Origin of the sequence: Streptomyces beihaiensis, from assembly GCF_026274175.1 — a bacterium.
GTDB classification, from domain to species: domain Bacteria; phylum Actinomycetota; class Actinomycetes; order Streptomycetales; family Streptomycetaceae; genus Streptomyces; species Streptomyces beihaiensis.
Genome location: NZ_JAPHNL010000309.1, coordinates 1 through 24,782, shown reverse-complemented (window position 1 = coordinate 24,782; position 24,782 = coordinate 1). Strand labels below are relative to the sequence as shown.

Sequence of the window (24,782 nt, the reverse complement as noted above, 5' to 3'; positions counted from 1 at the left end):
CCTGGGGGAGTTCAGAGGGGTCAGGGGCGGGGGTCAGACGTTCCGGAACCGGTTGATGGCGTCGATGTGCAGGGCGCGCTTCTCGTGGTCGCGCACGCCGAGACCTTCCTCCGGGGCGAGCGCGAGGACGCCGACCTTGCCCTGGTGCAGGTTGCGGTGCACGTCGTACGCGGCCTGGCCGGTGTCCTCCAGTGCGTACACCTTCGACAGGGTCGGGTGGATCTTGCCCTTGGCGATGAGCCGGTTGGCCTCCCACGCCTCGCGGTAGTTGGCGAAGTGCGAGCCGATGATGCGCTTCAGCGACATCCACAGGTAGCGGTTGTCGTACTCGTGGTTGTAGCCGGAGGTCGAGGCGCAGGTGACGATCGTGCCGCCCTTGCGGGTGACGTAGACGGAGGCGCCGAAGGTCTCGCGGCCCGGGTGCTCGAAGACGATGTCCACGTCCTCGCCGCCGGTCAGCTCACGGATGCGCTTGCCGAACCGCTTCCACTCGCGCGGGTCCTGGTTGTGCTCGTCCTTCCAGAACTTGTAGCCCTCGGCGTTGCGGTCGATGATCGCCTCGGCGCCCATGGCCCGGCAGATGTCAGCCTTCTGTTCGCTGGAGACGACACAGATCGGGTTGGCGCCACCGGCGAGTGCGAACTGCGTGGCGTACGAGCCGAGTCCGCCGCTCGCGCCCCAGATCAGCACGTTGTCGCCCTGCTTCATCCCGGCGCCGTTGCGGGAGACCAGCTGGCGGTAGGCGGTGGAGTTGACCAGGCCGGGGGCCGCGGCCTCCTCCCAGCTAAGGTGGTCGGGCTTGGGCATCAGCTGGTTGGACTTGACCAGCGCGATCTCGGCGAGGCCGCCGAAGTTGGTCTCGAAGCCCCAGATGCGCTGCTCGGGGTCGAGCATCGTGTCGTTGTGCCCGTCGGAGGACTCCAGTTCGACGGAGAGGCAGTGGGCGACGACCTCGTCGCCCGGGTTCCAGGCGTTGACGCCGGGACCGGTGCGCAGGACGACTCCGGCCAGGTCGGAGCCGATGATGTGGTACGGCAGGTCGTGGCGCTTGGCCAGCTCGCTGGTGCGGCCGTAGCGCTCCAGGAACCCGAAGGTGGAGAGCGGCTCGAAGATCGAGGTCCACACGGAGTTGTAGTTCACGGACGAGGCCATGACGGCCACCAGGGCCTCACCCGGGCCGAGTTCGGGCACCGGGACCTCGTCCAGGTGGAGCGACTTGCGCGGGTCCTTGTCGCGGGTGCTGAGCCCCGCGAACATGTCCTGCTCGTCCTTGCGCACGGTGATGGCGCGGTACGAGTCGGGGAGGGGCAGGGCTGCGAAGTCGGCAGACGTGGCGTTCTGCGACTGGATCGCGTCCAGGATGTCCTTCACGGTGGTGCCTCCGGCGATGAGCGTCTGAGGGGAACGCTGAGTCGGGGTCGGGCTGGCTGCTGTACGGATCGAGGGCTGGGGGTGCCGTCGGATTCGACGGCGGCGGGGTGGTGCGGTGGTGCGGTGGCGGCGCTTGGTGTGGCGCGGAAGGGTGCCTGTGACGCAGGCGTCCGGGCGCGCGCACCACGGTCCTTCGCGGTGTGCGGGGACAGCCGACGCACGGAGGTTCTCTGCGCGCCGGCCGCCCGGACTTCCCTCAACGTATGGCACCGCGTGACGACGCACAAGGCACTGCGTGCCATCAATTTCGCTCAGGTGAAATCTTTACGCAGCAGACGAGCGATGATCGATCATCCGTGGTCAGAAGGGGTTACTGGTGCGTATGAGGGATCGATGATCGATCGGCGACGGATCGGTCGGGTGGAAAATCGAAGAGGCGGGGCGGATGACCTGGCACGCAGTGCCATGAGTCGTCCGCCCCGCCTCTTCGGCGAGGTTCCGCAGGGCTACCGATTCCTGAGCGCTTCCTCGATGGTGCGCATGACCTCCGGCAGCGGCGCGTCGGTGCGGGCCACGGTGACGAGTACCTCACCGGAGTGCGCGACCTGCGCCGGCGGCGTGGCGGGGGTGCGTCCGGCGCCGATGCCGGTGCCGAACGTGCGGCGGACGATCGCGAAGGCGTGGTCGAGCTGGGCCTCCACGTCGCCCTGGCCGTCCGCCCGCAGCCACCGGCGCAGCACGTGGTTGTGGGCCGTGACGACGGCGGAGGCGGCGACCTCGGCTAGCAGCGGGTCGTCGTTGCCGTCGTGGTGGTCCTGCTCGTCGAAGTGGCCGAGCAGATAGCGCGTGAACAGACGCTCGTAGCGGGCGACCGAGGCGATCTCCGCCTCGCGCAGCGTCGGCACCTCACGGGTCAGCTGGTAGCGCGCCACGGAGACGGCGGGAGACCCGGCGTACATCTTCATGACTTCCTTGATGCCGCGGCAGACCGTGTCCAGCGGGTGCTCGTGCGGCGGCGCCGCGTTCAAGACCGCCTCGGCGCGCACCAGGGTGTCGTCGTGGTCGGGGAAGATCGCCTCTTCCTTGGAGCGGAAGTGGCGGAAGAAGGTGCGGCGGGCGACGCCGGCCGCCGCCGCGATCTCGTCGACCGTCGTCGCCTCGTACCCCTTCGTGGCGAAGAGTTCCATCGCCGCGGCCGCGAGCTCGCGCCGCATCTTGAGCCGCTGTGCGGCGGCGCGGCCCGCCGCGGGCCCCGCGGCGGAGCCGCTGATGGATGTGGCCGCGGCGTCGGACGTTGCGGGGGTACGGGAGGACTGGTCGGCCTTGGACATGCCCCGAACGTACTGCATGGACGTTCGGCCACGCGCGGCGGTCAGCGGGCCGCCCGGATCACCGAGCAGCCCGCCCCAGCCGGATGCCGCTCCCGGTCCCTGCTCAGCGCCGGGCATATTCGCGGAAGCCACGGCCCGTCTTGCGGCCGAGGCAGCCCGCGGCCACCAGGTGTTCGAGCAGCGGCGCCGGGGCCAGGCCCGGGTCGCGGAACTCGCGGTGCAGGACCTTCTCGATGGCGAGGGAGACGTCCAGGCCGACCACGTCGAGCAGTTCGAACGGGCCCATCGGGTAGCCGCCGCCGAGCTTCATCGCGGCGTCGATGTCGTCGAGCGAGGCGTAGTGCTCCTGGACCATCTTGATCGCGTTGTTCAGGTACGGGAAGAGCAGCGCGTTCACGATGAACCCGGCCCGGTCCCCGCAGTCCACCGGGTGCTTGCGCACCTTCTCGGTGAGGTCGCGGACGGTGGCGTGCACGTCGTCGGCGGTCAGGACGGTGCGCACGACCTCCACCAGCTTCATCGCCGGGGCCGGGTTGAAGAAGTGCATGCCGATGACGTCCTGCGGGCGCGAGGTGGCGCGGGCGCAGGCGACGACGGGCAGCGAGGAGGTGGTGGTCGCGAGGATCGCGCCCGGCTTGCAGACCTTGTCGAACGTCGCGAACAGCTGCTGCTTGATCTCCAGGTCCTCGGCGACCGCCTCCAGCGCCAGGTCGACGTCGGCGAAGGCGTCGTACGTGCCCGCAGGAGTGATCCGCGCGAGGGTCTGCTCGGCCGCTTCGGCGGTCATCCGGCCCTTGTCGACAGAGCGCTGAAGCGACGTGCCGATCCGGGCCTTCGCCTTCTCGGCCTTCTCCTGGCTGCGGGCCGCGAGCACGACGTCGTACCCGGCCTTGGCGAACACCTCCACGATCCCGGAGGCCATGGTGCCCGAGCCCGCGACACCGACGGAGCGGACGGTGCGGGTGGGCGCGGGGGCGGCGCCGGTGAGGGGAGTGAGGGCGTCGCGCACGACCACGTCACTGCCCGGCTCCTGGTACGAGTAGAAGCCGCGGCCCGCCTTGCGGCCGGTCAGACCCGCCTCGCTGAGCTGCTTGAGGATGGGCGCGGGCGCGTGCAGCCGGTCGCGGGACTCGGCGTACATGGCGTCGAGCACGGTCCGTGCGGTGTCCACGCCGATCAGGTCGAGCAGGGCGAGCGGCCCCATCGGCAGTCCGCAGCCGAGTTTCATCGCGGAGTCGATGTCCTCGCGCGAGGCGTACTTGGCCTCGTACATGGCGGCGGCCTGGTTGAGGTAGCCGAAGAGCAGACCGTCGGCGACGAAGCCGGGCCGGTCGCCGACCGCGACGGGCTCCTTGCCCAGTTCGATCGCCAGGTCGGTTACGGCGGCGACGGCGGTCGGCGCGGTGAGCACGCTGGAGACCACCTCGACGAGCTTCATCGCGGGCGCCGGGTTGAAGAAGTGCAGGCCGAGCACGCGCTCGGGCCGTGCCGAGTCGGCGGCGAGCCGCGTCACCGACAGCGCGTTGGTGCCGGTGGCCAGGACGGTGTCGGGCCGCACGATCGCGTCGAGTTCGCGGAAGATCTGCTGCTTGACCTCGTACGACTCCGGGGCGACCTCGATCACCAGGTCCGCGTCGGCCGCCGCCCGCAGTTCCGTGTAGGTTCGGAAGCGGGCGAGCAGCTCGGTGCGCTCCTGCTCGGTGAGGTGTTCACGGCGCACCGCACGCGCCGTCGAGGCCTCCAGGGCGGCCACGGCCTGCGCGGTGGCGGTCTCGCTGACGTCGATGCCGATGACCTCGCGGCCCGCGCGGGCCAGGACCTCGGCGATGCCGGTGCCCATGGTGCCGAGGCCGACGACGGCGACGGTGGACATGCGGGACTCGGGCGTCTGGGGGGACAGGGGAGCGTCCATCCGGGAACTCCAGGAGTGAGGGTGACGACTGAGGGGCGCACGCGAAGGCGCCACGATCTGCCGACAGGGCAGGAGAAGAGCTGAAGAAGAGCAGGAAAAACGGGAGAAGAACGGGAGAAGTGAGGGAACTCCCGCGCGGGCAGAGAAGAACCGCACGGGAAGAACCGGCCGGCCCTGTCCCGGAGCCGTGCCGTACCGCTGATCACACGTGAGGCGGCCGCGTCACCAGACCGCCACTCGTGGCGTTGCGGGGAGTATGCCCCGCTCACATGAGCTTAACCACCGAGTAACGAGCGCGCCAGCCCCTGGATCGGCTGCTTCCTGTGATCTATGTCGCCGTGGCTCACCGGTCTACCCTCGTCGTCATGGACGAAGCGTTGCGAGCGGTGACAGAACGCATCCGGAAGGAATCCGGCGGTACGGCCGCCTACGAGCACCTCGCCGCCACGGACGAACAGGACGTCCTCGCGGACGTTCTCACCGCGCCCGAGCAGCCCCTGTGGGCGCGGGAGTTGGCGGCTTTCCGGCTCGGTGTGGCGGGCGACCGCAGGGCCTTCGAGTCCCTCGTCCTGCTCCTGAACCACCGCGATCAGGAGCGCTGCGCGAGCGCCGCGCACGCGCTCGCCGTCCTCGGCGACCCGCGCACGGCGCGCGCGGCGGCGGCCCTGGCGACCAACGAATTACGCGTCGCCTACGCCCTGCACCCGGTCCGCCTGCTCACCCGCCTGCGCGCGCCCGAGTCGGCCCCCGCCCTGATCACCACGCTCCGTCGCCGTCTGGTCCCCCACGACCCGTACCGCAAGGTGGCTCTCGCCTGCGTGGAGGGCCTGGGCAGCCTCGCCGACCCCCGTGCCCGCGAGGTCCTGACCGAGGCGGCGGCCCATCCGCGCCTGGCGATGGCGGCGTCGGCGGCGCTGGCGCGGCTGCCGTCGAAGCGGCGGTGACGGGGGCGCCGACGTGGCCGGTTCCCCGCCGTCACCCGAACGTCCGCACATAGTGGATCTCGGGCACCGGCACGCCGGCGATCTCGAACGGCTCCCGGCCTCCGTCGGCCGCGAACCCGGCCCGCTCGTAGAACCGGCGGGCCCGGGTGTCGGCCTCCACGACCCACAGCCGCATCGCGGGGCGTCCGGCGGCGACGGCCCCGCCGCACGCGCTTCGAGCAGAGCACGCCCCACCCCGGTCGACAGAGGGCCGGGGTGCGCGTACAAGGCGTAGGGCTCGTCCTCGCCGGACGGGCCGTCGGTGAACGGGCGGGAGAGCCGGGACATCCATACATTCTCGCCTGCCCGCCTGCCCGCCTGCCCGCCTGCCCGCCCGCGGCCGGCCGCGGCCGGCCCGGCCCGGGGCCGAATCTCACACGCGAGGGCCGAGCATCCCGTGCAGCAGCGTGCCGCGTCCGGCGTTCGGAGTCGACCTCGTCCGTGACGACGGCTTCGGGTCCGGCAGCTTGTGGCACGTGGCGTCCGCCTCGCCGCCCGAACCGCGCGGTACCTCGCCCTTGGCGAGGTACGCCGCCAGATAGCCGTCGAGGCAGTGGTTGCCGCTGAGCGTGATGCCGTGGTTGCCGCCGCCCTCCTCGACGACCAGGCTCGAACCGCGCAACAGGCGGTGCGCGCTCACGCCGCCCTCGTACGGGGTGGCCGCGTCGTTCGTCGCCTGGAAGAGCAGGACCGGCGGGATGTCGTCGTTGGTGACGTCCGTCGGCCCGTGCGGCGCGGTCGGCCAGAACGCGCACGGCGCGTTGTACCAGGCGTTGTTCCAGGTCGAGAAGGGCGCCTTCGCGTGCACCATGTCGTTGTCGCGCCGCCACTGCGCCCAGTCCTGGGGCCACGGCGCGTCGCCGCACTGCACGGCGGTGTAGACGCTGTAGCCGTTGTCGCCCGACGCGTCGACCGCGGCGTAGTTCTCGTAGGCGTCGACCAGCGGGCCGGGGTCCTTGTCGTTGACGTACGCGGCGAACGCGGCGGCGAGGTCCGGCCAGTAGCCGTCGTAGTAGCCGCCCGGCAGGAACGTGTCCTCCAGTTCCCCGGCGCCGACCTTCCCGTCCGCGGGCTTCTTCGCGAGCGCCGCGCGCATCGCGTACCACTCGGCCTCGACCTTCGCCGGGTCCTTGCCGAGCTTGTACGTCGCGTCGTACTTGGCCACCCACGCCATGAAGGCCCGCTGGCGCGCGTTGAACGCGAGGTCCTGCTCCATGTTGTCGTCGTACCAGACCCCCGTGGGGTCGACGATCGAGTCGAGTACGAAGCGGCGCACCCGCTGCGGGAAGTAGCGGGCGTACACCTGCCCGAGGTAGGTGCCGTACGAGTAGCCGAAGTAGTTGAGCTTCGGCGCGCCGAGCGCGGCCCTGATCGCGTCCATGTCCTTGACCGTGCTGACCGTGTCCATGAAGGGCAGCAGGTCCTCGTACTTCTTCCCGCACGCCTTCGCGAACGACCGGGCCCGTTCGAGGTTCTCGTGCTCGATGCGGGGCGTCGTCGGCACGCTGGGCGGGCGCACCGGGTCGAAGTAGCCGGGCACGCAGTCGAGCGCCGGAGTGCTCCTGCCGACGCCGCGCGGGTCGAACCCGATCACGTCGTACTGGGCCGCGACCTTCCGGGGGAGGTTCTTGGCGACGTATCCGGCAAGCGTGAGGCCGCTGCCGCCCGGACCGCCGGGATTCACCAGGAGGGGGCCCTGGGACTTCTTCGCCGTGTGCGGGACCCGCGACAGGGCGAGGGTGATGTGTCGCCCGTCCGGGTGGTCGTGATCGAGCGGCACCTTCAACGACGCGCACTGCAGCGCGGGGTACCTCTTGACACCGCACTTCTTCCAGGTGAGCGAGGCCGGGCGGGGCGCGGCGGCGCCGGACTGGGCGGCGGCCGGAACAGCGGTGAGCGAGGCGGCGGCCAGGGCCGCGATTCCGCACAGGGCGGCTGCGGGTCTCTTCATCGGGCTTCCCGGGGCGGAGGGTTCAGGGCCGCGGGACCACGGCCCCCGCCGCATGCTTCCGGCGCGGACACCGGCCAAATCCGGTTCCCCGGAAGATGACCCGATTGCGCCCGGAACCGCCCACGTACGGGCCCACGGGCTCGCGGGCGCAGGGGCTCGCGGGCCCAGAGGCCGGCGCGCTCACAACAGGGTCAACTGGGTCGGTTCCGGGCCCGCGCGGCCGGGGGCGGGTTCGGCGCGCTCCTGGATGCGCCGCGCCGCGCCCGACCGCGTGGGGCCGATCCCGAACTCCTGGGCCAGCTCGTGCACCTGGCGGGTGACGCGCCGCTGGTACCACGTGGGCGCGTAGGCCCCGTGCGCGTAGAGCCGCTCATAACGCCGTACCAAGTACGGGTGGTGTGTTTCCAGCCACGCCATGAACCATTCGCGTGCGCCGGGGCGCAGGTGGAGGACGAGCGGGGTGACGGACGTCGCGCCCGCGCGGGCGATGGCCCGGACCGTCTCCCGCAGCTGCTCGGGCCGGTCGCCGAGGAACGGGATCACCGGTGCCATCAGTACGCCGCACCCGATCCCGGCGTCGGCGAGCGCGCGTACGACGTCGAGCCGGCGCTCGGGCGCGGGCGTGCCCGGTTCCACGGTCCGCCACAGCTCCCGGTCCACGAATCCGACCGACACCGAGATGCCGACCTCGGTCACCTCGGCCGCCTGTCGCAGCAGGTCGAGGTCGCGCAGGACCAGTGTGCCCTTGGTGAGGATCGAGAACGGGTTCGCGTAGTCGCGCAGGGCCTCGATGATGCCCGGCATCAGCCGGTAGCGCCCCTCGGCCCGCTGGTAGCAGTCGACGTTCGTGCCCATCGCGATGTGCTCGCCGTGCCAGGTGCGCGAGGCGAGGCGGTGGCGCAGCAGCTGCGGCGCGTTCACCTTGACCACGATCTGGCTGTCGAAGCCGAGCCCGGTGTCGAGATCCAGATAGCTGTGGGTGTTGCGAGCGAAACAATAGACGCACGCGTGCGTACAGCCACGGTACGGATTGACGGTCCACTCGAACGGCATCCGCGACGCCCCGGGCACGCGGTTCACTATCGACCGGGCCCGGATCTCGTGGAACGTCACCCCGCGGAACTCCGGGGTGTCGACGGTGCGGGTCGTCACCGCGTCCGCGCCGAACAGCGCGGCGTCCGGTGTCCGCCCGTGGGCGTCGGACGCCCCTGTGTCGTCGTCCGTGAGGTTCTCCCAGCGCATGACGCCTCCTCGGTAGCGCTGGCCACAGAATAGAACATCTGTTCCCATGATCGTGCGAACGGGTCTTTGGTCCGGCGGCCGCCGGGGCGGGGCCGGATTTTGCGGCGGGTACGGAGGGTGGTTGGCTTGGCACCGCCCCCTGGGCAACCCCCTGGGCGATCCCTGAAGATCCAAGTGCTGGAGGAAGTGTCATGGCGCAGGTCGAGGCCACCACGGAGCGTGTCGTCGCGGCGAAGCCGGACGACGTGTTCGACACCCTCGCCGACTACAGCGGCACCCGCGGGAAGCTGCTGTCCGAGCACTTCAGCGAGTACGAGGTGCGCGAGGGCGGCGACGGGGAGGGCACGCTCGTCCACTGGAAGCTCCAGGCCACCAGCAAGCGCGTCCGCGACTGCCTGCTCGACGTGACCGAGCCCACCGACGGCGAACTCGTCGAGAAGGACCGCAACTCCTCGATGGTGACGACGTGGCGCGTCACCCCGGCAGGCGAGGGCAAGGCGCGCGTCGTCGTCACCAGTGTGTGGAACGGGGCGGGCGGCATCGGCGGCTTCTTCGAGAAGACCTTCGCGCCCAAGGGTCTCGGCCGCATCTACGACGCCGTCCTCGCCAACCTCGCCGCCGAGGTCGAGAAGTAGATCGAGTAGCAGTCCCTGTAGTCACTTCGAGTGGTTTTCGTTTCACCGCAGTTGTACGCCGTAGGGCTCCTACCGGCGCTTATGTCGATCAAGCCCGCCTGAACGGCGCCCGGTTGAGCTTGCCCGCACTTGTCGCGCGATGCGAGAAATGTGCGGCGCAGGAGCGACGAGGGGAGCCGCAGGTGGGTACGACGACGCTGGTGACCGAGGCCGCGGGGGAGCCGACGACACCTCCCCCGGCGGCCCCGGACGCCGTGGCCGCGCCCCCGGCCGGGCCCGAACCGGCCGGGGAGCGCGAGCCGTTGCCCACGCACGGGCTCAGTCCCGCCCGCGTACGGATGGTCTTCGTCGGCCTGATGCTCGCGCTGCTGCTCGCCGCGCTCGACCAGATGATCGTCGCGACCGCGCTCCCGAGGATCGTCGGCGAACTGCACGGCCTCGACAAGATGTCCTGGGCCATCACCGCCTACCTGCTCACCTCCACGGTCGGCCTGCCGGTCTACGGCAAGTTCGGTGACCTGTACGGCCGCAAGGGCGTATTCCAGTTCGCGATCCTGACGTTCGTCGTAGGCTCCGCGCTCGCGGGACGGGCGCAGACCATGGACCAGCTCGTCGCGTTCCGCGCGGTCCAGGGCGTCGGCGCGGGCGGCCTCATGATCGGCGTGCAGGCGATCATCGCCGACGTCGTCCCGCCGCGCCGCCGCGGCCGCTACATGGGTCTGATCGGCGCCGCGTTCGGCCTCGCCTCGGTCGCGGGCCCGCTGCTCGGCGGCTACTTCACCGACCATCTGTCGTGGCGCTGGTGCTTCTACATCAACGTCCCGTTCGGCCTCGTCACCCTGCTGGTCACGGCCCTCGTCCTCAAGCTGCCCCGACCGGCGGCCAGGGCCCGCCTCGACGTCCTCGGCGCGCTGCTGCTCGCCGCCACCTCGACCTGCCTCGTCCTGCTGACCAGTTGGGGCGGTACCGAGTACGCCTGGGGCGACCGGGTCATCGTCGGGCTCGGCGCGGGCGCCGTGGCCGCCGCCGTGCTGTTCGTCGTCGCCGAGAAGTACGCGGCCGAACCCCTCATCCCGCTGCGGCTGTTCCGTGACTCCGTGTTCAACCTGAGCGGGCTCGTCGGCATGATCGTCGGTATCGCCCTGTTCGGCGCGGCCAGTTACCTGCCGACGTTCCTGCAGATGGTCGACGGCGCCAGCGCCACCAAGTCAGGGCTGCTCATGCTGCCCATGATGGGCGGCGTCGTCGGCGCCTCCATCGTCTCCGGCCAACTCATCAGCCACACCGGGCGCTACAAGATCTACCCGATCCTCGGCGGCGTGCTCTCCGCGCTCGGCATGTATCTGCTCTCCCGCCTCCAAGCCGACACCCCACGGCTCGAGTACAGCGTCTACATGGCGGTCCTCGGCGCCGGTATCGGTCTGATCATGCCCGTCCTCGTCCTGGTCGTGCAGAACTCCGTACGCCCCTCGGACCTGGGCACCGCGACGAGCGCCAACAACTACTTCCGGCAGATCGGCGGCAGCGTCGGAGCCGCGGTCTTCGGCACCCTCTTCACCAACCGGCTCGCCGACGCCCTCGCCCACCGGCTGCCCGCCGACGGCAGGGGCCTGCCCGACGCCGAGTCCATCACTCCGCAGCTTGTTCACGCCATGCCGAAGGCGCTGCGCGCGCCCTACATCGAGGCGTACGCCGAGGCGATGCCGCGGATCTTCCTCTACTTGGTGCCGGTCCTCACCGCGGGCCTGCTCCTCGCCTTCTTCCTCAAGGAGAAACCCCTGGTGTCCAGCGCCGCTCCCTCCGAGAACCCCGTGCCCGCCGCCCCGGAGCGGGTTGTCGCCACCGTCCCCGCGCAGGACCGCGGCGCCCACGCCACCGGCGTCCCCGTCTGCGGCACGGTGCGGCACTCCGACGGCTCCGCGGTGCCGAGCGCCGCGCTGACCCTCATCGACGCCGGCGGTGCCCAGATCGGGCGCGGCGCGAGCGCCGACGACGGACGCTACGCCCTGGCCACACCGGGTTCCGGCAGCTACGTCCTGATCGCCGCGGCGGGCGGCCACCAGCCGCAGGCCGTCACGGTCACCGTCGGCGAGCGGCCCGTCGAACTCGACGTGGTGCTCGGCGGCGCGGGACGGCTCGCCGGAACCGTGCGCACGGCGGACGGTTCGCCCGTGCGCGAGGCGACCGTCACGCTGACCAACGCGCACGGTGAGGTCGTCGCGACGACCCGCAGCGGACGTGAGGGCGAGTACGCCATCACGGAGCTGGTGGCCGGTGAGTACACCCTGGCCGCCAGCGCGCCCGCGTTCCGCCCGGCCGCCCTGCCGGTGACCGTGATGGCCTCCCGCGAGACCCGGCAGGACGTGGAGCTCGCGGGCGGGGCGGTACTGCGCGGGACCGTGCGGGCCGGGGGCGGGCGACCCGTCGAGGACGCCCGGGTCACGCTCCTCGACGTCGCGGGCAACGTCGTCGACACGCTGACGACGGGACCCGACGGAACGTTCCGGTTCGTCGACCTGTCGTCCGGTGAGTACACCGTGATCGCGGCCGGGTACCCGCCGGTGGCCACGGTGCTGCGGGTCGCGGGCGGCGGACGTACCGAGCGGGACCTCCAGCTCGGCCACGAGGACTGAGGCCGAGGCCCCGGCCGCCCGCGGTGAAGAGCCCCTCCCACGCAGCTGACGAGCGGACATCACGCCGAACGGGTGCGACACCGGTCCACTCCACCGACAGTTTTCCACAGGCATGGTGAGGGGCGCCGCGATCCGCGTACGGTGCTGGGCATGAAGATCCTCATCAGCGCCGACATGGAGGGCGCCACGGGTGTGACATGGCCCGCGGACGTCCTGCCCGGCACACCGCAGTGGGAGCGCTGCCGCGCCTTGTTCACGTCCGACGTGAACGCGGCGGTGCTGGGCTTCTTCGACGGCGGCGCCGACGAGGTGCTCATCAACGAGGCGCACTGGACCATGCGCAATCTGCTGCTCGAACAGCTCGACGAGCGCGCCCAGATGCTCACCGGGCGTCACAAGTCCCTGTCCATGGTGGAGGGCGTCCAGCACGGCGACGTGGACGGCATCGCCTTCGTCGGCTACCACGCGGGCGCGGGCATGGAGGGCGTCCTCGCGCACACCTACCTCGCCAACTCCATCACGGGCGTGTGGCTCAACGACATACGGGCCAGCGAGGGCCTGCTCAACGCGCATGTGGCCGCCGAGTACGGCGTCCCCGTGGTCCTGGTCACCGGCGACGACCACGCGTGCGACGACGCGCTGGGCTACGCGCCCGAGGCCCGCAAGGTCGCCGTCAAGGACCACGTCTCGCGGTACGCGGCGGTCTGCCGCACCCCCGCGCGCACGGCGGCCGAGATCCGGTCCGCGGCCAAGGACGCCGCCTCGGCCGCGGTGCGCCACGAGCCGGTGCCGGGCGGGCCGTTCACGGTGGCGGTGGAGTTCGACGCCGAGCACCTGGCCATGGCCTCGACCGTCGTGCCCGGCGTCGCCCGGGTCGGCGAGCGCCGGATCGCCTACACGCACGACACCATGTACGAGGGCATCCGTACCTTCAAGGCGGTCACCACGATCGCCTCGGCCGCGGTGGAGGAAGAATATGGCTGACCAGCACCCGCCGGGCGCCGACCGGGCGCCCGCCGTCGACCAGCAGGCGCTCGACGAGGTCGTCGCCTTCACCTGCGACCTGATCCGCATCGACACCACCAACCGCGGCGGCGGCGACTGCAAGGAGCGGCCGGCCGCCGAGTACGCCGCGGCCAGGCTCGCCGAGGCGGACCTGGAGCCGACGATCCTGGAGCGCACCCCCGGCCGCGCCAACGTGGTCGCGCGCGTCGAGGGCACCGATCCGGGCGCCGACGCGCTTCTCGTCCACGGCCACCTCGACGTGGTGCCCGCCGAGACCGCCGACTGGAGCGTGCACCCGTTCTCCGGTGAGATCCGCGACGGCGTCGTATGGGGGCGGGGCGCCGTCGACATGAAGAACATGGACGCGATGATCCTCGCGACCGTTCGGCAATGGGCGCGAGTGGGCTTTCGGCCCCGGCGCGACATCGTCATCGCCTTCACCGCCGACGAGGAGGCCAGCGCCGAGGACGGGTCCGGGTTCCTCGCCGACCGCCACCGCGACCTGTTCGAGGGCTGCGTGGAAGGCATCAGCGAGTCGGGCGCCTTCACCTTCCACGACGGCGCGGGACGGCAGATCTACCCCATCGCGGCGGGAGAGCGCGGCACCGCCTGGCTCAGGCTCACCGCACGCGGCACGGCGGGCCACGGCTCGAAGGTCAACCGGGCCAACGCGGTGAGCCGCCTCGCCGCTGCCGTAGCCCGCATCGCCGAGCACGACTGGCCGGTCCGCCTGACCCCGACGGTGCGCGCCGCGCTGGGCGAACTGGCCGCGCTGTACGGGATCGACGGGCCCGCCGCCGACCTCGCCGCGCCCGGCTTCGACGTCGACGCCCTGCTCGCGGCCATCGGCCCGGCCGCCGACCTGGTCGCGCCGACCGTCCGCAACAGCGCCAACCCGACGATGCTGTCCGCCGGTTACAAGATCAACGTCATCCCCGGCGAGGCCACGGCCCACGTCGACGGCCGCTGTCTGCCCGGCTTCGAGGACGAGTTCCGGCGGACCCTCGACGACCTGACCGGGCCGGACGTCGACTGGGAGTACCAGCACCGCGAGGTGGCGCTGCAGGCCCCGGTCGACTCGCCGACCTTCGCCGCGATGCGCGCAGCCGTCGAGGAGTTCGCGCCGGAGGGCCACATCGTCCCGTACTGCATGTCGGGCGGCACCGACGCCAAGCAGTTCTCCCGACTCGGCATCACGGGATACGGCTTCGCCCCGCTCAGACTCCCGGAGGGCTTCGACTACCAGGCGCTCTTCCACGGAGTGGACGAACGGGTGCCGGTCGACGCGCTGCACTTCGGTGTGCGGGTCCTCGACCGTTTCCTGCGCACCGTCTGACCGCGCGCATGAACGGGCACGACGGCGACTTCGGGACGGATGGCGGTTTCGCGGCGCGACGGGACCGCGGGAGGACGGGCACACTGGGGGACGGGCAGCGGCGGGGATCCGGGCACACGAGGGGCAGGTGGTCGCGGGGGGCGTGCGGTCCGCGCGTGGAGCCTGGGCGGTGTGTGGAGCCCGGGCGGTGCGTGGAGCTTGACCGGTGCGTGGGGATCGGGCCGTGTGAGGCGCGCGGTGCGAGGGCAGAGCACAGAACACGGAGAGGGCCCAGGGAAGACGAGGGGGCCGGAGGGTTTGGGGACGGGGACATCATGATGCAGACACAGCAGTTCGGGGACTGGCCGTCGCCGATCGACGCGGCGCTGGCCGCTGCCAACGACGGCAGCCCGGATTTCCCGGGGTTCGTGGGCGACGAGGCATGGTGGACCGAGCCGAGGCCCGCAGAGGGCGGTCGGCGCGCCCTCGTGCGACGGGCGGCCGACGGCTCGGAGAGTTCGGTGCTCCCCGCGCCGTGGAACGTGCGCAGCCGAGTCATCGAGTACGGCGGGCGCCCCTGGGCGGGCACCCGGACACCCGAGGGCCCGCTCGTCGTCTTCGTGAACTTCGCGGACCAGCGGCTGTACGCGTACGAGCCCGAGGCGCCGGAAGCCGAGCCGCGGCCGCTCACCCCGCTGTCGGCGGTCGGCGGCGGCCTGCGCTGGGTCGACCCGCAGGTGCACGACGAGCGGGGCGAAGTCTGGTGCGTCCTGGAGGAGTTCACCGGTGAACGGCCCACCGATGTGCGGCGCGTGATCGCGGCCGTTCCGCTCGACGGCTCGGCCGCCGAGGATCGCGGCGCGGTGCGCGAACTCACCGACGACGCCCACCGGTTCGTCACCGGAGCCCGGGTCTCCCCGGACGGGCGGCGGGCCGCGTGGATCGCGTGGGACCACCCGAGGATGCCGTGGGACGGTACCGAACTGCTGCTGGCCGACGTGACGCAGGACGGTACGTTCGGGCCGTCGCAGGTGGTGGCCGGAGGCGCCGAGGAGTCCATCTGCCAGGTCGAGTGGAGCGCAGACGGGGCGCTGGTCTACTCCGGTGACACGGGCGGCTGGTGGAATCTGTACCGGCTCGACGTGCGGGGCGGCCTGCGGGTCTCTGCCGAGGCACCCGCACCGCCCCGCTCGGCCGGCCTGCGGGGCGCCCCCGTCCTGTCCGTGCCCACGACGCCGGGAGGCGGCTCGCCCGGTCGGACGGCGGCGGCCACGCCGCGACCGCTGTGCGCCCGCCACGAGGAGTTCGGCGGTCCGCTGTGGAGGATCGGGCAGACCTGGTTCCAACCGCTGAAGTCCGGTCTGATCGCCGTCGTGCACGGCGTCGGCTCCACCTCCCTCGGCGTGCTCGATCCGGAGACCGGTGAGGTCGTCGACACCGCGGGCCCGTGGACCGCGTGGGCCCCGACCGTCGCGGTGCACGGCACCCGCGTCCTCGGCGTCGCCGCGAGCCCCCGCTCGGCGCCCGAGGTGGTGGAGCTCGACACCCGCACCGGGCGCGCCAGGGTGATCGGCGCCGCGCACCGCGACGCGGTCGACCCGGCGTACTATCCGGAGCCGCAGATCCGCACGTTCACCGGGCCCGACGGCCGTGACATCCACGCCCACATCTACCCGCCGCACAGCCCCACGCACGTGGCGCCCGACGACGAACTCCCGCCGTACGTCGTGTGGGCGCACGGCGGGCCCACCAGCCACGCGCCGCTCGTCCTCGACCTGGAGATCGCCTACTTCACCTCCCGCGGCATCGGCGTCGCCGAGGTCAACTACGGGGGCTCCACCGGATACGGGCGCGAGTACCGCAACCGGCTGCGCGAGCAGTGGGGCGTCGTCGACGTCGAGGACTGCGCGGCCGTCGCCCGCGCGCTCGCCGACGAGGGCACCGCCGACCGGCGCCGCCTCGCCATCCGCGGCGGCAGCGCCGGAGGCTGGACCGCGGCGGCATCCCTGACCGGCACCGACGTCTACGCCTGCGGCACCATCACCTACCCCGTCCTCGACCTGAGGACGTGGAGCAACGGCCAGACGCACGACTTCGAGTCGCGCTACCTGGACACACTGGTCGGGCCGCCCGCCGAGGCGCCCACGCGGTACGCGGAGCGCTCCCCGGCCGAGCGCGCCGACCGGCTCACCGTCCCGTTCCTGCTGCTCCAGGGACTCGACGACGTGATCTGCCCGCCCGCCCAGTGCGAGCGGTTCCTCGCACGCGTGGAGAGCGAGGGCCGACAGGTGCCGCACGCGTACATCGCCTTCGAGGGGGAGGGTCACGGGTTTCGGCGCGCCGACACCTTGATCCGGGCGCTTGAGGCGGAGCTCTCCCTGTACGCCCAGGTGTTCGGCCTCTGTCCGGCCGGAGTGCCGCGACTGGAGCTCACCAAGTGAGCGGACCGGTGGCGATGCCCGTGCCCGCCCTGCACCGTCCGCGGCGGCTCGTCCCAGGGGCGCGGGCCGCCGTGGTCGCGCCGAGCGGGCCCGTGCCCGAGGACCGGCTCCTGGCGGGCCTCGACATCCTGCGCGGCTGGGGCCTGGAGCCGGTCGTCGCACCCCACGTCCTGGACACGCACGAGGAGTTGGGATACCTCGCGGGCACGGACGCCGACCGGGCCGCCGACCTGCAACGAGCCTGGTGCGACCCCGACGTGGACGCGGTGCTGTGCGCCCGTGGCGGCTACGGCGCGCTGCGCATGGTCGACCTGCTCGACTGGCGGCGGATGCGGGCGGCGCGGCCCAAGGTGTTCGTCGGGTACAGCGACATCACGACCCTGCACGAGGCGTTCGCGGATCGGCTCGGGGTGAGCACGCTCTACGGGCCGATGGTCGCCGCGGCCGACTTCCTCGACAACGCCCGCGCGCGCGAGCACCTCAGGGCGACCCTCTTCGAACCGGAGACCGTGCAGACCATCGCTGCCGGGGACGGCGCGCGTGCGCTCGTGCCCGGCACGGTGCGCGGCGTCACCCTCGGTGGGTGTCTGAGCCTGCTCGCGGCCGACCTCGGGTCGCCGGGCGCGCGCCGGTCCGCGCGGGGCGGGCTGTTGTGCCTGGAGGACGTGGGGGAGGAGTCGTACCGGATCGACCGCGCTGTGACCCAACTCGTACGGGGCGGCCTGCTCGACGGGGTCTCGGGTGTGCTGCTCGGCTCATGGGCGGAGTGCGACGGCCCGGACGTGCGGAACCTGCTCGCCGACCGGCTGGGCGGGCTCGGGGTGCCGGTGGTGGAGGAGTTCGGGTTCGGGCACTGCCGCGGGGCGTTGACGGTGCCGCTGGGGGTCGGCGCGGAACTGGCGGCGGAGGACGGGTCGTTGAGGCTCGACGTTCCGGCGCTGAGCTGAAGTCCGCGGGAGAACCCTCTTCACGGGAATTCCCCCTGCACGGTCATTGACCGTGGGCTCGCACGCGTCACACCATGACTCCGCACACATACCTACTGGTCGGTACATCATCTGCGTGGAGGTCGTATGCCCAGCACCGGACAGAGGCCCGCACCGGGGCGCAGATCCCGGCCCCGTCTCCGGCTCGTCGCCGCCATCGGCACCGCTCTGGCCGCCGTGGCCACGCCGGTCGCCTTCGCGGGTCCGGCGCACGCGACCGGTCAATACACCGTCACCGCCCTGAAGTTCACCGTCGACACCGGCGGCCGCAGCTGCGTGGTGGACGCCGACCTTTACCGGCCCGCCGGGGTCGACGCGGCGCACCCCGCGCCCGCCGTGCTCACCACCAACGGGTTCGGCGGCAGCAAGTCCGACAGCTCGACGGCCGGGACCGGCAAGGCGTTCGCCGAGCGCGGCTATGTCTCGCTCGCCTACTCCGGGCTCGGCTTCGGCAGGTCCGGCTGCCTGATCTCACTCGACGACCCGCGCATCGACGGCAAGGCGGCCTCGGCGCTGGTCGACTTCCTCGCCGGTACCCGCGCCGCTGACGACGGCACCAGGATCGACTACGTCACGGCCGACGCGAAGGGCGATCCCCGGGTCGGCATGATCGGCGGCTCGTACGGGGGCGCGATCCAGATGGCCACGGCCGCCGTCGACCACCGCGTCGACGCGCTCGTCCCGATGATCACCTGGAACGACCTGGCGTACTCGCTCGATCCGCAGAACGCCGCCGACCGCGACGTGCCCGGCGCGTTCAAGTGGCAGTGGAGCAACGGCTTCTACCTGATGGGCGAGGGCCAGCCGCTGCTCGTCCCCTCGCTCGACCCCTCCCGCGTCAACAGCCTCACCTGTCTGCACTTCGTCGACGACGCCTGCCGGACCGTCCAGACCCTCGACTCGGGCCGCTACCCGGCCGACCGGACCAAGCAACTGCTTCGTTACGCGCGCAGCGTCTCCCCGGTCTCGTACCTGAAGGACGTCAAGGCGCCGACGCTGCTCGTGCAGGGTCAGGCCGACACCCTGTTCAACCTGAACGAGGCGCGGGCGACGTACGACACCCTGACCCGGCAGGGGACCACCGCCAAGATGATCTGGCAGTCCTGGGGCCACAGCGGCGGCCAGACCGACCCGTCGAGCGGCGAGCTGAACCTGTCGCAGGGCAACCTCGACACGTCGTACGTGGGCCGCCGCGTCCTGGCCTGGTTCGACCGCTACCTGCGCCACGACAGGAGCGCCGACACCGGGCCCGCCTTCGCCTACTACCGTGACTGGATCGCCGACCCGGACCACACCTACGCCACCGCCTCCGCCGTCCCGCCGCTCACCCGCACGCTCTACCTCTCCGGCGACGGCAAGCTGGTCGGCAACCGGGCCGAGGTCGTGCGCGGCAGCCGCGAGTACCGCAACTGGCTCGTCCCCACGAGTCACTCCGAGTCGTCCCTGGCCGGGCTCATCGGGCTGCCCGACCCCGCCCCGTACGACATCAAAGGCACCTACCTGGGATGGACCAGCGCACCGCTGACGCGGGCCGCCGATGTCGTCGGCGCGCCGAAGGCCACCCTGAAGGTCGTCTCGCCGAAGGCCGAGCAGACGCAGAACTCCGGCGACGCCGCCGACAAGCTGGTGCTCTTCGCGAAGCTGTACGACATCGCGCCGGACGGTTCGAAGACCCTTGTGCACCGGCTCGTCGCACCCGTGCGGGTGCCCGACGTGACGCGGCCGTTCACCGTCACGCTGCCGGGCATCGTGCACCGCTTCGCGAAGGGGCACCGGCTGCGTTTCGTGATCGCCGCGAGCGACGACGCGTACGGCGGCAACAAGGGGATCAAGCCGGTCACCGTGGTCAGCGCCCCCGACGACACGGGCACCCTGCGGCTGCCCGTGACCGGGTCCTGACGGCGCGCCGCCTCACCCGTACGGCCCTCGGCCGGTGCGGGACCCGCGTCCTTCGGCCCATGCTTGACGTGGGAGGCGGCGACGGCCTCACACGACCGAGGGAGGCGCTGCGATGAGTCCGAAGGACACCGCGAGCTCCGGGAAGCGGAGCGGCGGCGACGGCCCGTTCACCCCGGGCAGGATCGCGATGATCCTCCTGGCCGTGCTCGTCCTGGTCTTCGTCTTCGAGAACACCCGAGAAGTGAAGATCCGGCTGCTGATCCCCGAGGTCACCATGCCGCTGTACCTGGCGCTCGGCGGCGTGGCCGTCATCGGGGCGGCCTGCGGCGCGTACTTCATGTCACGAAGGAACAGGCGAAGATAGCTGGTGAGGGTCCGTACCCTGACCGGATGTCCGACACCACATCCACCCCGCGCGTCGTGATCCGTCCGCTCACCCGCGAGGACGCCGACGAGTTCACCGCGCGCGCCCGTGAGAGCGAACCGTTGCACCGGCCGTGGCTCTTCCCGCCGCTGGGCGCCGCGTCGTTCGCCGCGTACGCGCAGCGGCTCATCGACGAGCCGGGCCGGCACGGGTTCCTGGTCTGCGAGCGTGCCGGCGGCGCCATCGCCGGATTCATCAACATCAACAACGTCGTCATGGGCGCCTTCCGCTGTGGCGCACTCGGCTACGGCGCCTTCGCCCACGCCGCCGGGCGCGGTCTCATGACCGAGGGCCTCGACCTGGTCGTGCGGCACGCGTTCGGGCCCCTCGGACTGCATCGCCTCGAGATCAACGTCCAGCCGGGCAACACCGCCTCCATCGCCCTGGCCCGCCGCGCCGGATTCCGCCTGGAGGGTCTCTCGCCGGACTTCCTGTACGTCGACGGGGCGTGGCGCGACCACGAGCGCTGGGCGCTCACGGCAAAGATGCGCGAGTGACACCCGCCGAAGACGCCTGAGCGCCGCACGCGTGAGCGCCGGACGCCCGAGCGCCCTCAGCCGTGCTCGGCCGGTGTCTTCCGGTCCGCGTACTCGAAGACCGAACCGTCCGGATGGACGGCGATGAGGTTGCGGCCCACCGGCGTCGGCACCGGCCCCGCGAGCACCTTCGCACCGGACTCGGTGAGCATGGCGTACGCCTTGTCGACGTCGTGCACCGCGATGGTCGCCGCCACCCTGCGGAGCACCTGTAGTTCCTCCTCCGGCCCGCTCATGAGAAGGAAGCAGCCGATCGCGGCCACCGACACCCCGCCGCGCTCGAAGCGCAGCGCTCTGGTGCCCGTGAGGTTCTCGTAGAACGCGACCGACGACGCCAGGTCATCGACGCAGATGCGCAGCGTGGTGCCCAGGATCTCCATACGGGCAAGCCTAGTTGGCGATGCCTGTTCAGGGACCGGTCCGCGCTCACTCCTTGCGGCAGAGGATCTCGCCGTGCGGCACCGTGAAGACCGCGTCCGCGTGGGTGCCCCACTCCCGCCAGGCGCGGGACACCGCTTCGAGCCGTTCGGCCGTCGCATGGCCGCCCGCCGTCGCGCGGTCGGCGTAGGCGGAGGCGACCGTACGGTCCGCCCACAGACCGCTCCACCAGGAGATCTCCTCGGGCGTGGAGTAACACCAGGTACTGGCCGACACGCTGATCCGTTCCGGTGTGAAACCCGCCCGCATCGCCCACGACTTGAGGGCCGGGCCGGCGTTCGGCTCGCCGCCGCCCGCGCGGGCCACCCGCTGGTACAGCTCCAGCCAGTCGTCCATGCCGGGCAGCCGCGGATACCAGGCCATCCCGGAGTAGTCGGCGTCCCGCACGGCGACGATCCCGCCCGGCCTGGTGACCCGTCGCATCTCGCGCAGCGCCTGCACGGGATCGCCGACGTGCTGCAGCACCTGATGGGCGTGGACTACGCAGAACGTGTCGTCCGGAAAGTCCAGGGCGTGCACGTCGGCCGTGGCGAACTCCACGTTCGTCAGGCCGCGTTCGGCCGCCGTGGCGCGTGCCCGGTCCAGGACGTTCTCCGCGCGGTCGACGCCCGTCACCCGCCCGTCGGGGACCAGTTCGGCCAGGTCGGCGGTGATCGTGCCGGGGCCGCAGCCGATGTCCAGGATCTTCATGTGCGGTTTGAGTGAACCGAGCAGGTAGGCGGCCGAGTTGGCGGCCGTGCGCCAGGTGTGCGAACGCAGCACGGACTCGTGGTGGCCGTGGGTGTACACGGCGGTCTCCTGAGGCATGTTCCGGTCCTTTCGGCGAGGTGCGCGCGGTCGGCGGTCCGATCGCCACCGTACGCCGCCCCCTCGCATAGTGAGACCTGAATCTCGGCATACGGACAACTGTCCTCGGGGCGAATTGGTTTGTGGCCGCCTGCCGGGACCGTTCACAATGCGGGCATGGGACATCTGGAAGCCGCGCACCTCGAGTACTACCTGCCGGACGGACGGGCGCTGCTCGGTGACGTCTCCTTCCGGGTCGGCGAGGGTGCGATCGTCGCCCTGGTCGGGCCCAACGGCGCGGGCAAGACCACGCTGCTGCGGCTGATCTCGGGCGAGCTGCAGCCGCACGGCGGCTCCGTCACCGTCAGCGGCGGGCTCGGCGTGATGCGCCAGTTCGTGGGCTCCGTGCGCGACGAGACGACCGTGCGCGACCTGCTCGTCTCCGTCGCCCCGCCGCGCATCCGCGAGGCGGCGAAGGCGGTCGACGAGGCCGAGTACGCGATCATGACCGTCGACGACGAGGCCGCGCAGATGCGGTACGCGCAGGCCCTCGCCGACTGGGCCGAGGCACAGGGCTACGAGGCCGAGACCCTGTGGGACATGTGCACCACGGCCGCGCTCGGCGTCCCGTACGACAAGGCGCAGTTCCGCGAGGTGCGCACGCTCTCCGGCGGCGAGCAGAAGCGGCTCGTGCTCGAAGCGCTGCTGCGCGGCACCGACGAGGTGCTCCTGCTCGACGAGCCGGACAACTACCTCGACGTGCCCGGCAAGCGCTGGCTGGAGGAGCGGCTGCGCGAGACCCGCAAGACCGTCCTGTTCGTCTCCCACGACCGCGAGCTGCTCGCCCGCAGCGCCGAGAAGATCGTCAGCGTCGAACCGGGTCCCGGCGGCGCCGACGCCTGGGTGCACGGCGGCGGCTTCGACACCTTCCACGTGGCCCGCCGCGAGCGCTTCGCCCGCTTCGAGGAGCTGCGCCGCCGCTGGGACGAGAAGCACGCCCAGCTGAAGAAACTCGTCGTCACCCTGCGGCAGGCGGCGAGCGTCAGCCACGACATGGCCTCCCGGTACGCCGCTGCCCAGACCCGGCTGCGCAAGTTCGAGGAGGCCGGGCCGCCGCCCGAGCCGCCGCGCGAGCAGGACATCACCATGCGGCTCAAGGGCGGCCGCACCGGGGTGCGGGCCGTCACCTGCACGGGGCTCGAACTCAGTGGCCTGATGTACCCCTTCGACCTGGAGGTCTTCTACGGCCAGCGGGTCGCGGTCCTCGGCTCCAACGGCTCGGGCAAGTCCCACTTCCTGCGCCTGCTCGCGGGCGACGGTTCCGTTCGGCACACCGGGGAGTGGAAGCTCGGCGCGCGCGTCGTCCCCGGCCACTTCGCCCAGACCCACGCCCACCCCGAGCTGCTCGGACGTCCGCTCCTCGACATCCTGTGGCGCGACCACGCCAAGGACCGCGGCGCCGCCATGTCACTGCTGCGGCGCTACGAGCTCACGGCGCAGGCCGAACAGAACTTCGAGCGGCTCTCCGGCGGCCAGCAGGCCCGCTTCCAGATCCTGCTGCTCGAACTCGCGGGTGCCACCGCCCTGCTGCTCGACGAGCCGACCGACAACCTCGACCTGGAGTCGGCCGAGGCGCTGCAGGAGGGCCTGGAGGCGTTCGACGGGACGGTGCTCGCCGTCACCCACGACCGCTGGTTCGCCCGTTCCTTCGACCGGTTCCTCGTCTTCGGCTCGGACGGGCGGGTCCGCGAGACGCCCGAGCCCGTATGGGACGAGCGGCGGGTGGAGCGCGCCCGGTAGCGGCCACGCACCGCACCTCACCGCGCACCGCACTTCACCGCGCGCCGACTCGTGCCCCGCTCGTGACGGACTCGTGCGCGGCACCCTCCTGGGGCCGTACCGCGCGCGAGGAAGGCGGGCGGGATGTGAGGGTGGGGGAGAGGACCCGACCCGCGCGGCCGGGCCGGTCCCGCGACGGTGACGGAGGCAGCATGCGGCGAGCGGATCCCCCGGGCCCCGGCCACGGCCCGCCGGCCCACCCCGGCCACCCGGACCTCATGGACCCGGTGGGCCGGGGCCCGGTGCGCTACGGGCCGCCGCTGCCCGACACCGGCCTCCCGGTCCTGCCGGGCCTCGCCGCCGTGGTCGCGGGAGCGGCGGGCCGCGCCGCCGCCGAACCGCCCGGCGGCGCCCCCGCCCTCCTGGAGGCGGCCCGCGGCTACTGGCAACGGCGTGGCCTCCTCGCCCGGCGCGCGCACGTCACCGCCGCGCCGGGCGCCGCCCCGCTGCTCCACGCGATCACCGCGGCGCTCGGCGGCGCCGTGCTCGTGCCCCGCCCCTGCCCGGCCTGGTGGGTGCCGCAGGCCCGCCTGCTGGGCCGCGACGTGTTCCACGTACCGACCCCCGCCGAGTGCGGAGGCGTGCCCGACCCGTACGCCCTGCTGGAGACCGTGCGCCGGGTCAGGGACGAGGGCGGCGACCCGCGGCTCCTCGTGCTCTCGGTCGCCGACGACCCCACGGGGACCGTGCCGCCGCCCGAGGTGCTGCACGAGGCGGTGGAGGCCGCCGCGGGCGAGGGCCTGCACATCCTCAGCGACGAGACCTGGCGGGACACCGTGCACCCGGGCACCGGGACCGTGCTGTTCGGTCCCGCCGAGATGTTCCCCGACCTGGTCACCGTCCTGACCGACCTCACCGGCGCCTACCTGCCGCCGTCGCTGCCGGCCGCGTGCGCGCGCTTCCCGACCACCGGCCAGGGCGAGCGGCTCGCCGCCCGTGTCCTCGACGTGCTCACGGCCACCGGCGCGACGCTCGCCGCTCCGGTCGCCGCCGCCGCGGCGTACGTCCTCGACGAGGGCCCCGAGGTCACCGGCCGCCGTGCCGCCGCCGTCGCG

The 24,782-nt window shown here is 72.2% G+C and carries 20 protein-coding genes; 12 read left to right on the top strand and 8 right to left on the bottom strand.

Annotated elements, in window-relative coordinates:
* Window positions 1-33: 33 nt before the first annotated feature.
* The 3 genes from ccrA to OFY01_RS27115 all read right to left on the bottom strand — a co-directional run bounded on the left by ccrA (window position 34) and on the right by OFY01_RS27115 (window position 4,614).
* The gene (gene ccrA, locus OFY01_RS27125; RefSeq protein WP_266604238.1) at window positions 34-1,371 is read right to left on the bottom strand and encodes a crotonyl-CoA carboxylase/reductase; all 1,338 of its coding nucleotides are present in this window, start codon (window positions 1,369-1,371) and stop codon (window positions 34-36) included.
* A 506-nt stretch (window positions 1,372-1,877) separates the two neighbouring features.
* Window positions 1,878-2,720 carry a TetR family transcriptional regulator gene (locus OFY01_RS27120; protein WP_407700433.1) on the bottom strand — a complete coding sequence of 281 codons (843 nt, stop codon included), beginning with the start codon at window positions 2,718-2,720 and terminating at the stop codon, window positions 1,878-1,880.
* Window positions 2,721-2,805: 85 nt separating this feature from the next.
* Complete coding sequence (locus OFY01_RS27115) at window positions 2,806-4,614, bottom strand: 3-hydroxyacyl-CoA dehydrogenase family protein (RefSeq protein ID WP_266604235.1); 1,809 nt, start codon at window positions 4,612-4,614, stop codon at window positions 2,806-2,808.
* A 365-nt stretch (window positions 4,615-4,979) separates the two neighbouring features.
* Between OFY01_RS27115 and OFY01_RS27110 the strand changes: the two genes are divergently transcribed.
* Window positions 4,980-5,558, top strand: coding sequence for an adenylosuccinate lyase (locus OFY01_RS27110; protein WP_266604234.1), 579 nt, complete (start codon window positions 4,980-4,982; stop codon window positions 5,556-5,558).
* A 31-nt stretch (window positions 5,559-5,589) separates the two neighbouring features.
* Here OFY01_RS27110 and OFY01_RS27105 read toward each other — a convergent pair whose 3' ends face one another.
* From OFY01_RS27105 to OFY01_RS27095, 3 genes are all read right to left on the bottom strand, one after another.
* Window positions 5,590-5,733: an N-acetyltransferase gene (locus OFY01_RS27105; RefSeq protein WP_266604232.1), complete on the bottom strand. Its 144-nt coding sequence runs from the start codon at window positions 5,731-5,733 to the stop codon at window positions 5,590-5,592.
* A 237-nt stretch (window positions 5,734-5,970) separates the two neighbouring features.
* Window positions 5,971-7,548, bottom strand: a complete 1,578-nt coding sequence (locus OFY01_RS27100) for an alpha/beta hydrolase (protein WP_266604231.1) — start codon at window positions 7,546-7,548, stop codon at window positions 5,971-5,973.
* A gap of 180 nt (window positions 7,549-7,728) precedes the next feature.
* Window positions 7,729-8,790: an Rv2578c family radical SAM protein gene (locus OFY01_RS27095; RefSeq protein WP_266604230.1), complete on the bottom strand. Its 1,062-nt coding sequence runs from the start codon at window positions 8,788-8,790 to the stop codon at window positions 7,729-7,731.
* Between the two features lie 191 nt (window positions 8,791-8,981).
* Between OFY01_RS27095 and OFY01_RS27090 the strand changes: the two genes are divergently transcribed.
* The 9 genes from OFY01_RS27090 (at window position 8,982) to OFY01_RS27050 (ending at window position 20,625) form a co-directional block, all read left to right on the top strand.
* Complete coding sequence (locus tag OFY01_RS27090) at window positions 8,982-9,425, top strand: SRPBCC family protein (RefSeq protein ID WP_266604229.1); 444 nt, start codon at window positions 8,982-8,984, stop codon at window positions 9,423-9,425.
* Window positions 9,426-9,607: 182 nt separating this feature from the next.
* Entirely contained in the window at window positions 9,608-12,058 is a 2,451-nt protein-coding gene (locus OFY01_RS27085) for an MFS transporter (protein ID WP_266604228.1), read from the top strand.
* A 150-nt stretch (window positions 12,059-12,208) separates the two neighbouring features.
* A complete protein-coding gene (locus OFY01_RS27080) occupies window positions 12,209-13,042 on the top strand; it encodes a M55 family metallopeptidase (protein ID WP_266604226.1) in 834 nt (277 codons plus the stop codon).
* The gene (locus tag OFY01_RS27075; protein ID WP_266604225.1) at window positions 13,035-14,399 is read left to right on the top strand and encodes a M20/M25/M40 family metallo-hydrolase; all 1,365 of its coding nucleotides are present in this window, start codon (window positions 13,035-13,037) and stop codon (window positions 14,397-14,399) included. Before OFY01_RS27080 ends, OFY01_RS27075 begins: the two co-directional genes overlap by 8 nt.
* A gap of 317 nt (window positions 14,400-14,716) precedes the next feature.
* Entirely contained in the window at window positions 14,717-16,819 is a 2,103-nt protein-coding gene (locus OFY01_RS27070) for a dipeptidyl-peptidase 5 (RefSeq protein WP_266604253.1), read from the top strand.
* 20 nt (window positions 16,820-16,839) lie between these two features.
* The gene (locus tag OFY01_RS27065; protein ID WP_266604251.1) at window positions 16,840-17,766 is read left to right on the top strand and encodes a S66 peptidase family protein; all 927 of its coding nucleotides are present in this window, start codon (window positions 16,840-16,842) and stop codon (window positions 17,764-17,766) included.
* Window positions 17,767-17,892: 126 nt separating this feature from the next.
* Entirely contained in the window at window positions 17,893-19,704 is a 1,812-nt protein-coding gene (locus OFY01_RS27060) for a CocE/NonD family hydrolase (protein WP_266604224.1), read from the top strand.
* A 112-nt stretch (window positions 19,705-19,816) separates the two neighbouring features.
* The gene (locus OFY01_RS27055; RefSeq protein ID WP_266604223.1) at window positions 19,817-20,068 is read left to right on the top strand and encodes a LapA family protein; all 252 of its coding nucleotides are present in this window, start codon (window positions 19,817-19,819) and stop codon (window positions 20,066-20,068) included.
* Window positions 20,069-20,094: 26 nt separating this feature from the next.
* Complete coding sequence (locus OFY01_RS27050) at window positions 20,095-20,625, top strand: GNAT family N-acetyltransferase (protein WP_266604222.1); 531 nt, start codon at window positions 20,095-20,097, stop codon at window positions 20,623-20,625.
* Window positions 20,626-20,681: 56 nt separating this feature from the next.
* On the opposite strand, the gene OFY01_RS27045 is transcribed toward OFY01_RS27050, so the two are convergent.
* Both OFY01_RS27045 and OFY01_RS27040 read right to left on the bottom strand, forming a co-directional pair.
* On the bottom strand, window positions 20,682-21,044 hold the full coding sequence (locus OFY01_RS27045; protein ID WP_266604221.1) for a VOC family protein: 363 nt from the start codon (window positions 21,042-21,044) through the stop codon (window positions 20,682-20,684).
* Window positions 21,045-21,090: 46 nt separating this feature from the next.
* Window positions 21,091-21,909 (bottom strand): class I SAM-dependent methyltransferase, encoded by an 819-nt coding sequence (locus OFY01_RS27040; protein WP_266604219.1) that lies wholly within the window; start codon window positions 21,907-21,909, stop codon window positions 21,091-21,093.
* 156 nt (window positions 21,910-22,065) lie between these two features.
* Between OFY01_RS27040 and OFY01_RS27035 the strand changes: the two genes are divergently transcribed.
* Together OFY01_RS27035 and OFY01_RS27030 are read left to right on the top strand one after the other, a co-directional pair.
* Window positions 22,066-23,688, top strand: coding sequence for an ABC-F family ATP-binding cassette domain-containing protein (locus OFY01_RS27035; protein WP_266604217.1), 1,623 nt, complete (start codon window positions 22,066-22,068; stop codon window positions 23,686-23,688).
* A 257-nt stretch (window positions 23,689-23,945) separates the two neighbouring features.
* Window positions 23,946-24,782, top strand: an 837-nt coding sequence (locus OFY01_RS27030; RefSeq protein WP_266604250.1) for an aminotransferase class I/II-fold pyridoxal phosphate-dependent enzyme, incomplete at its 3' end; no start/stop codon positions are given.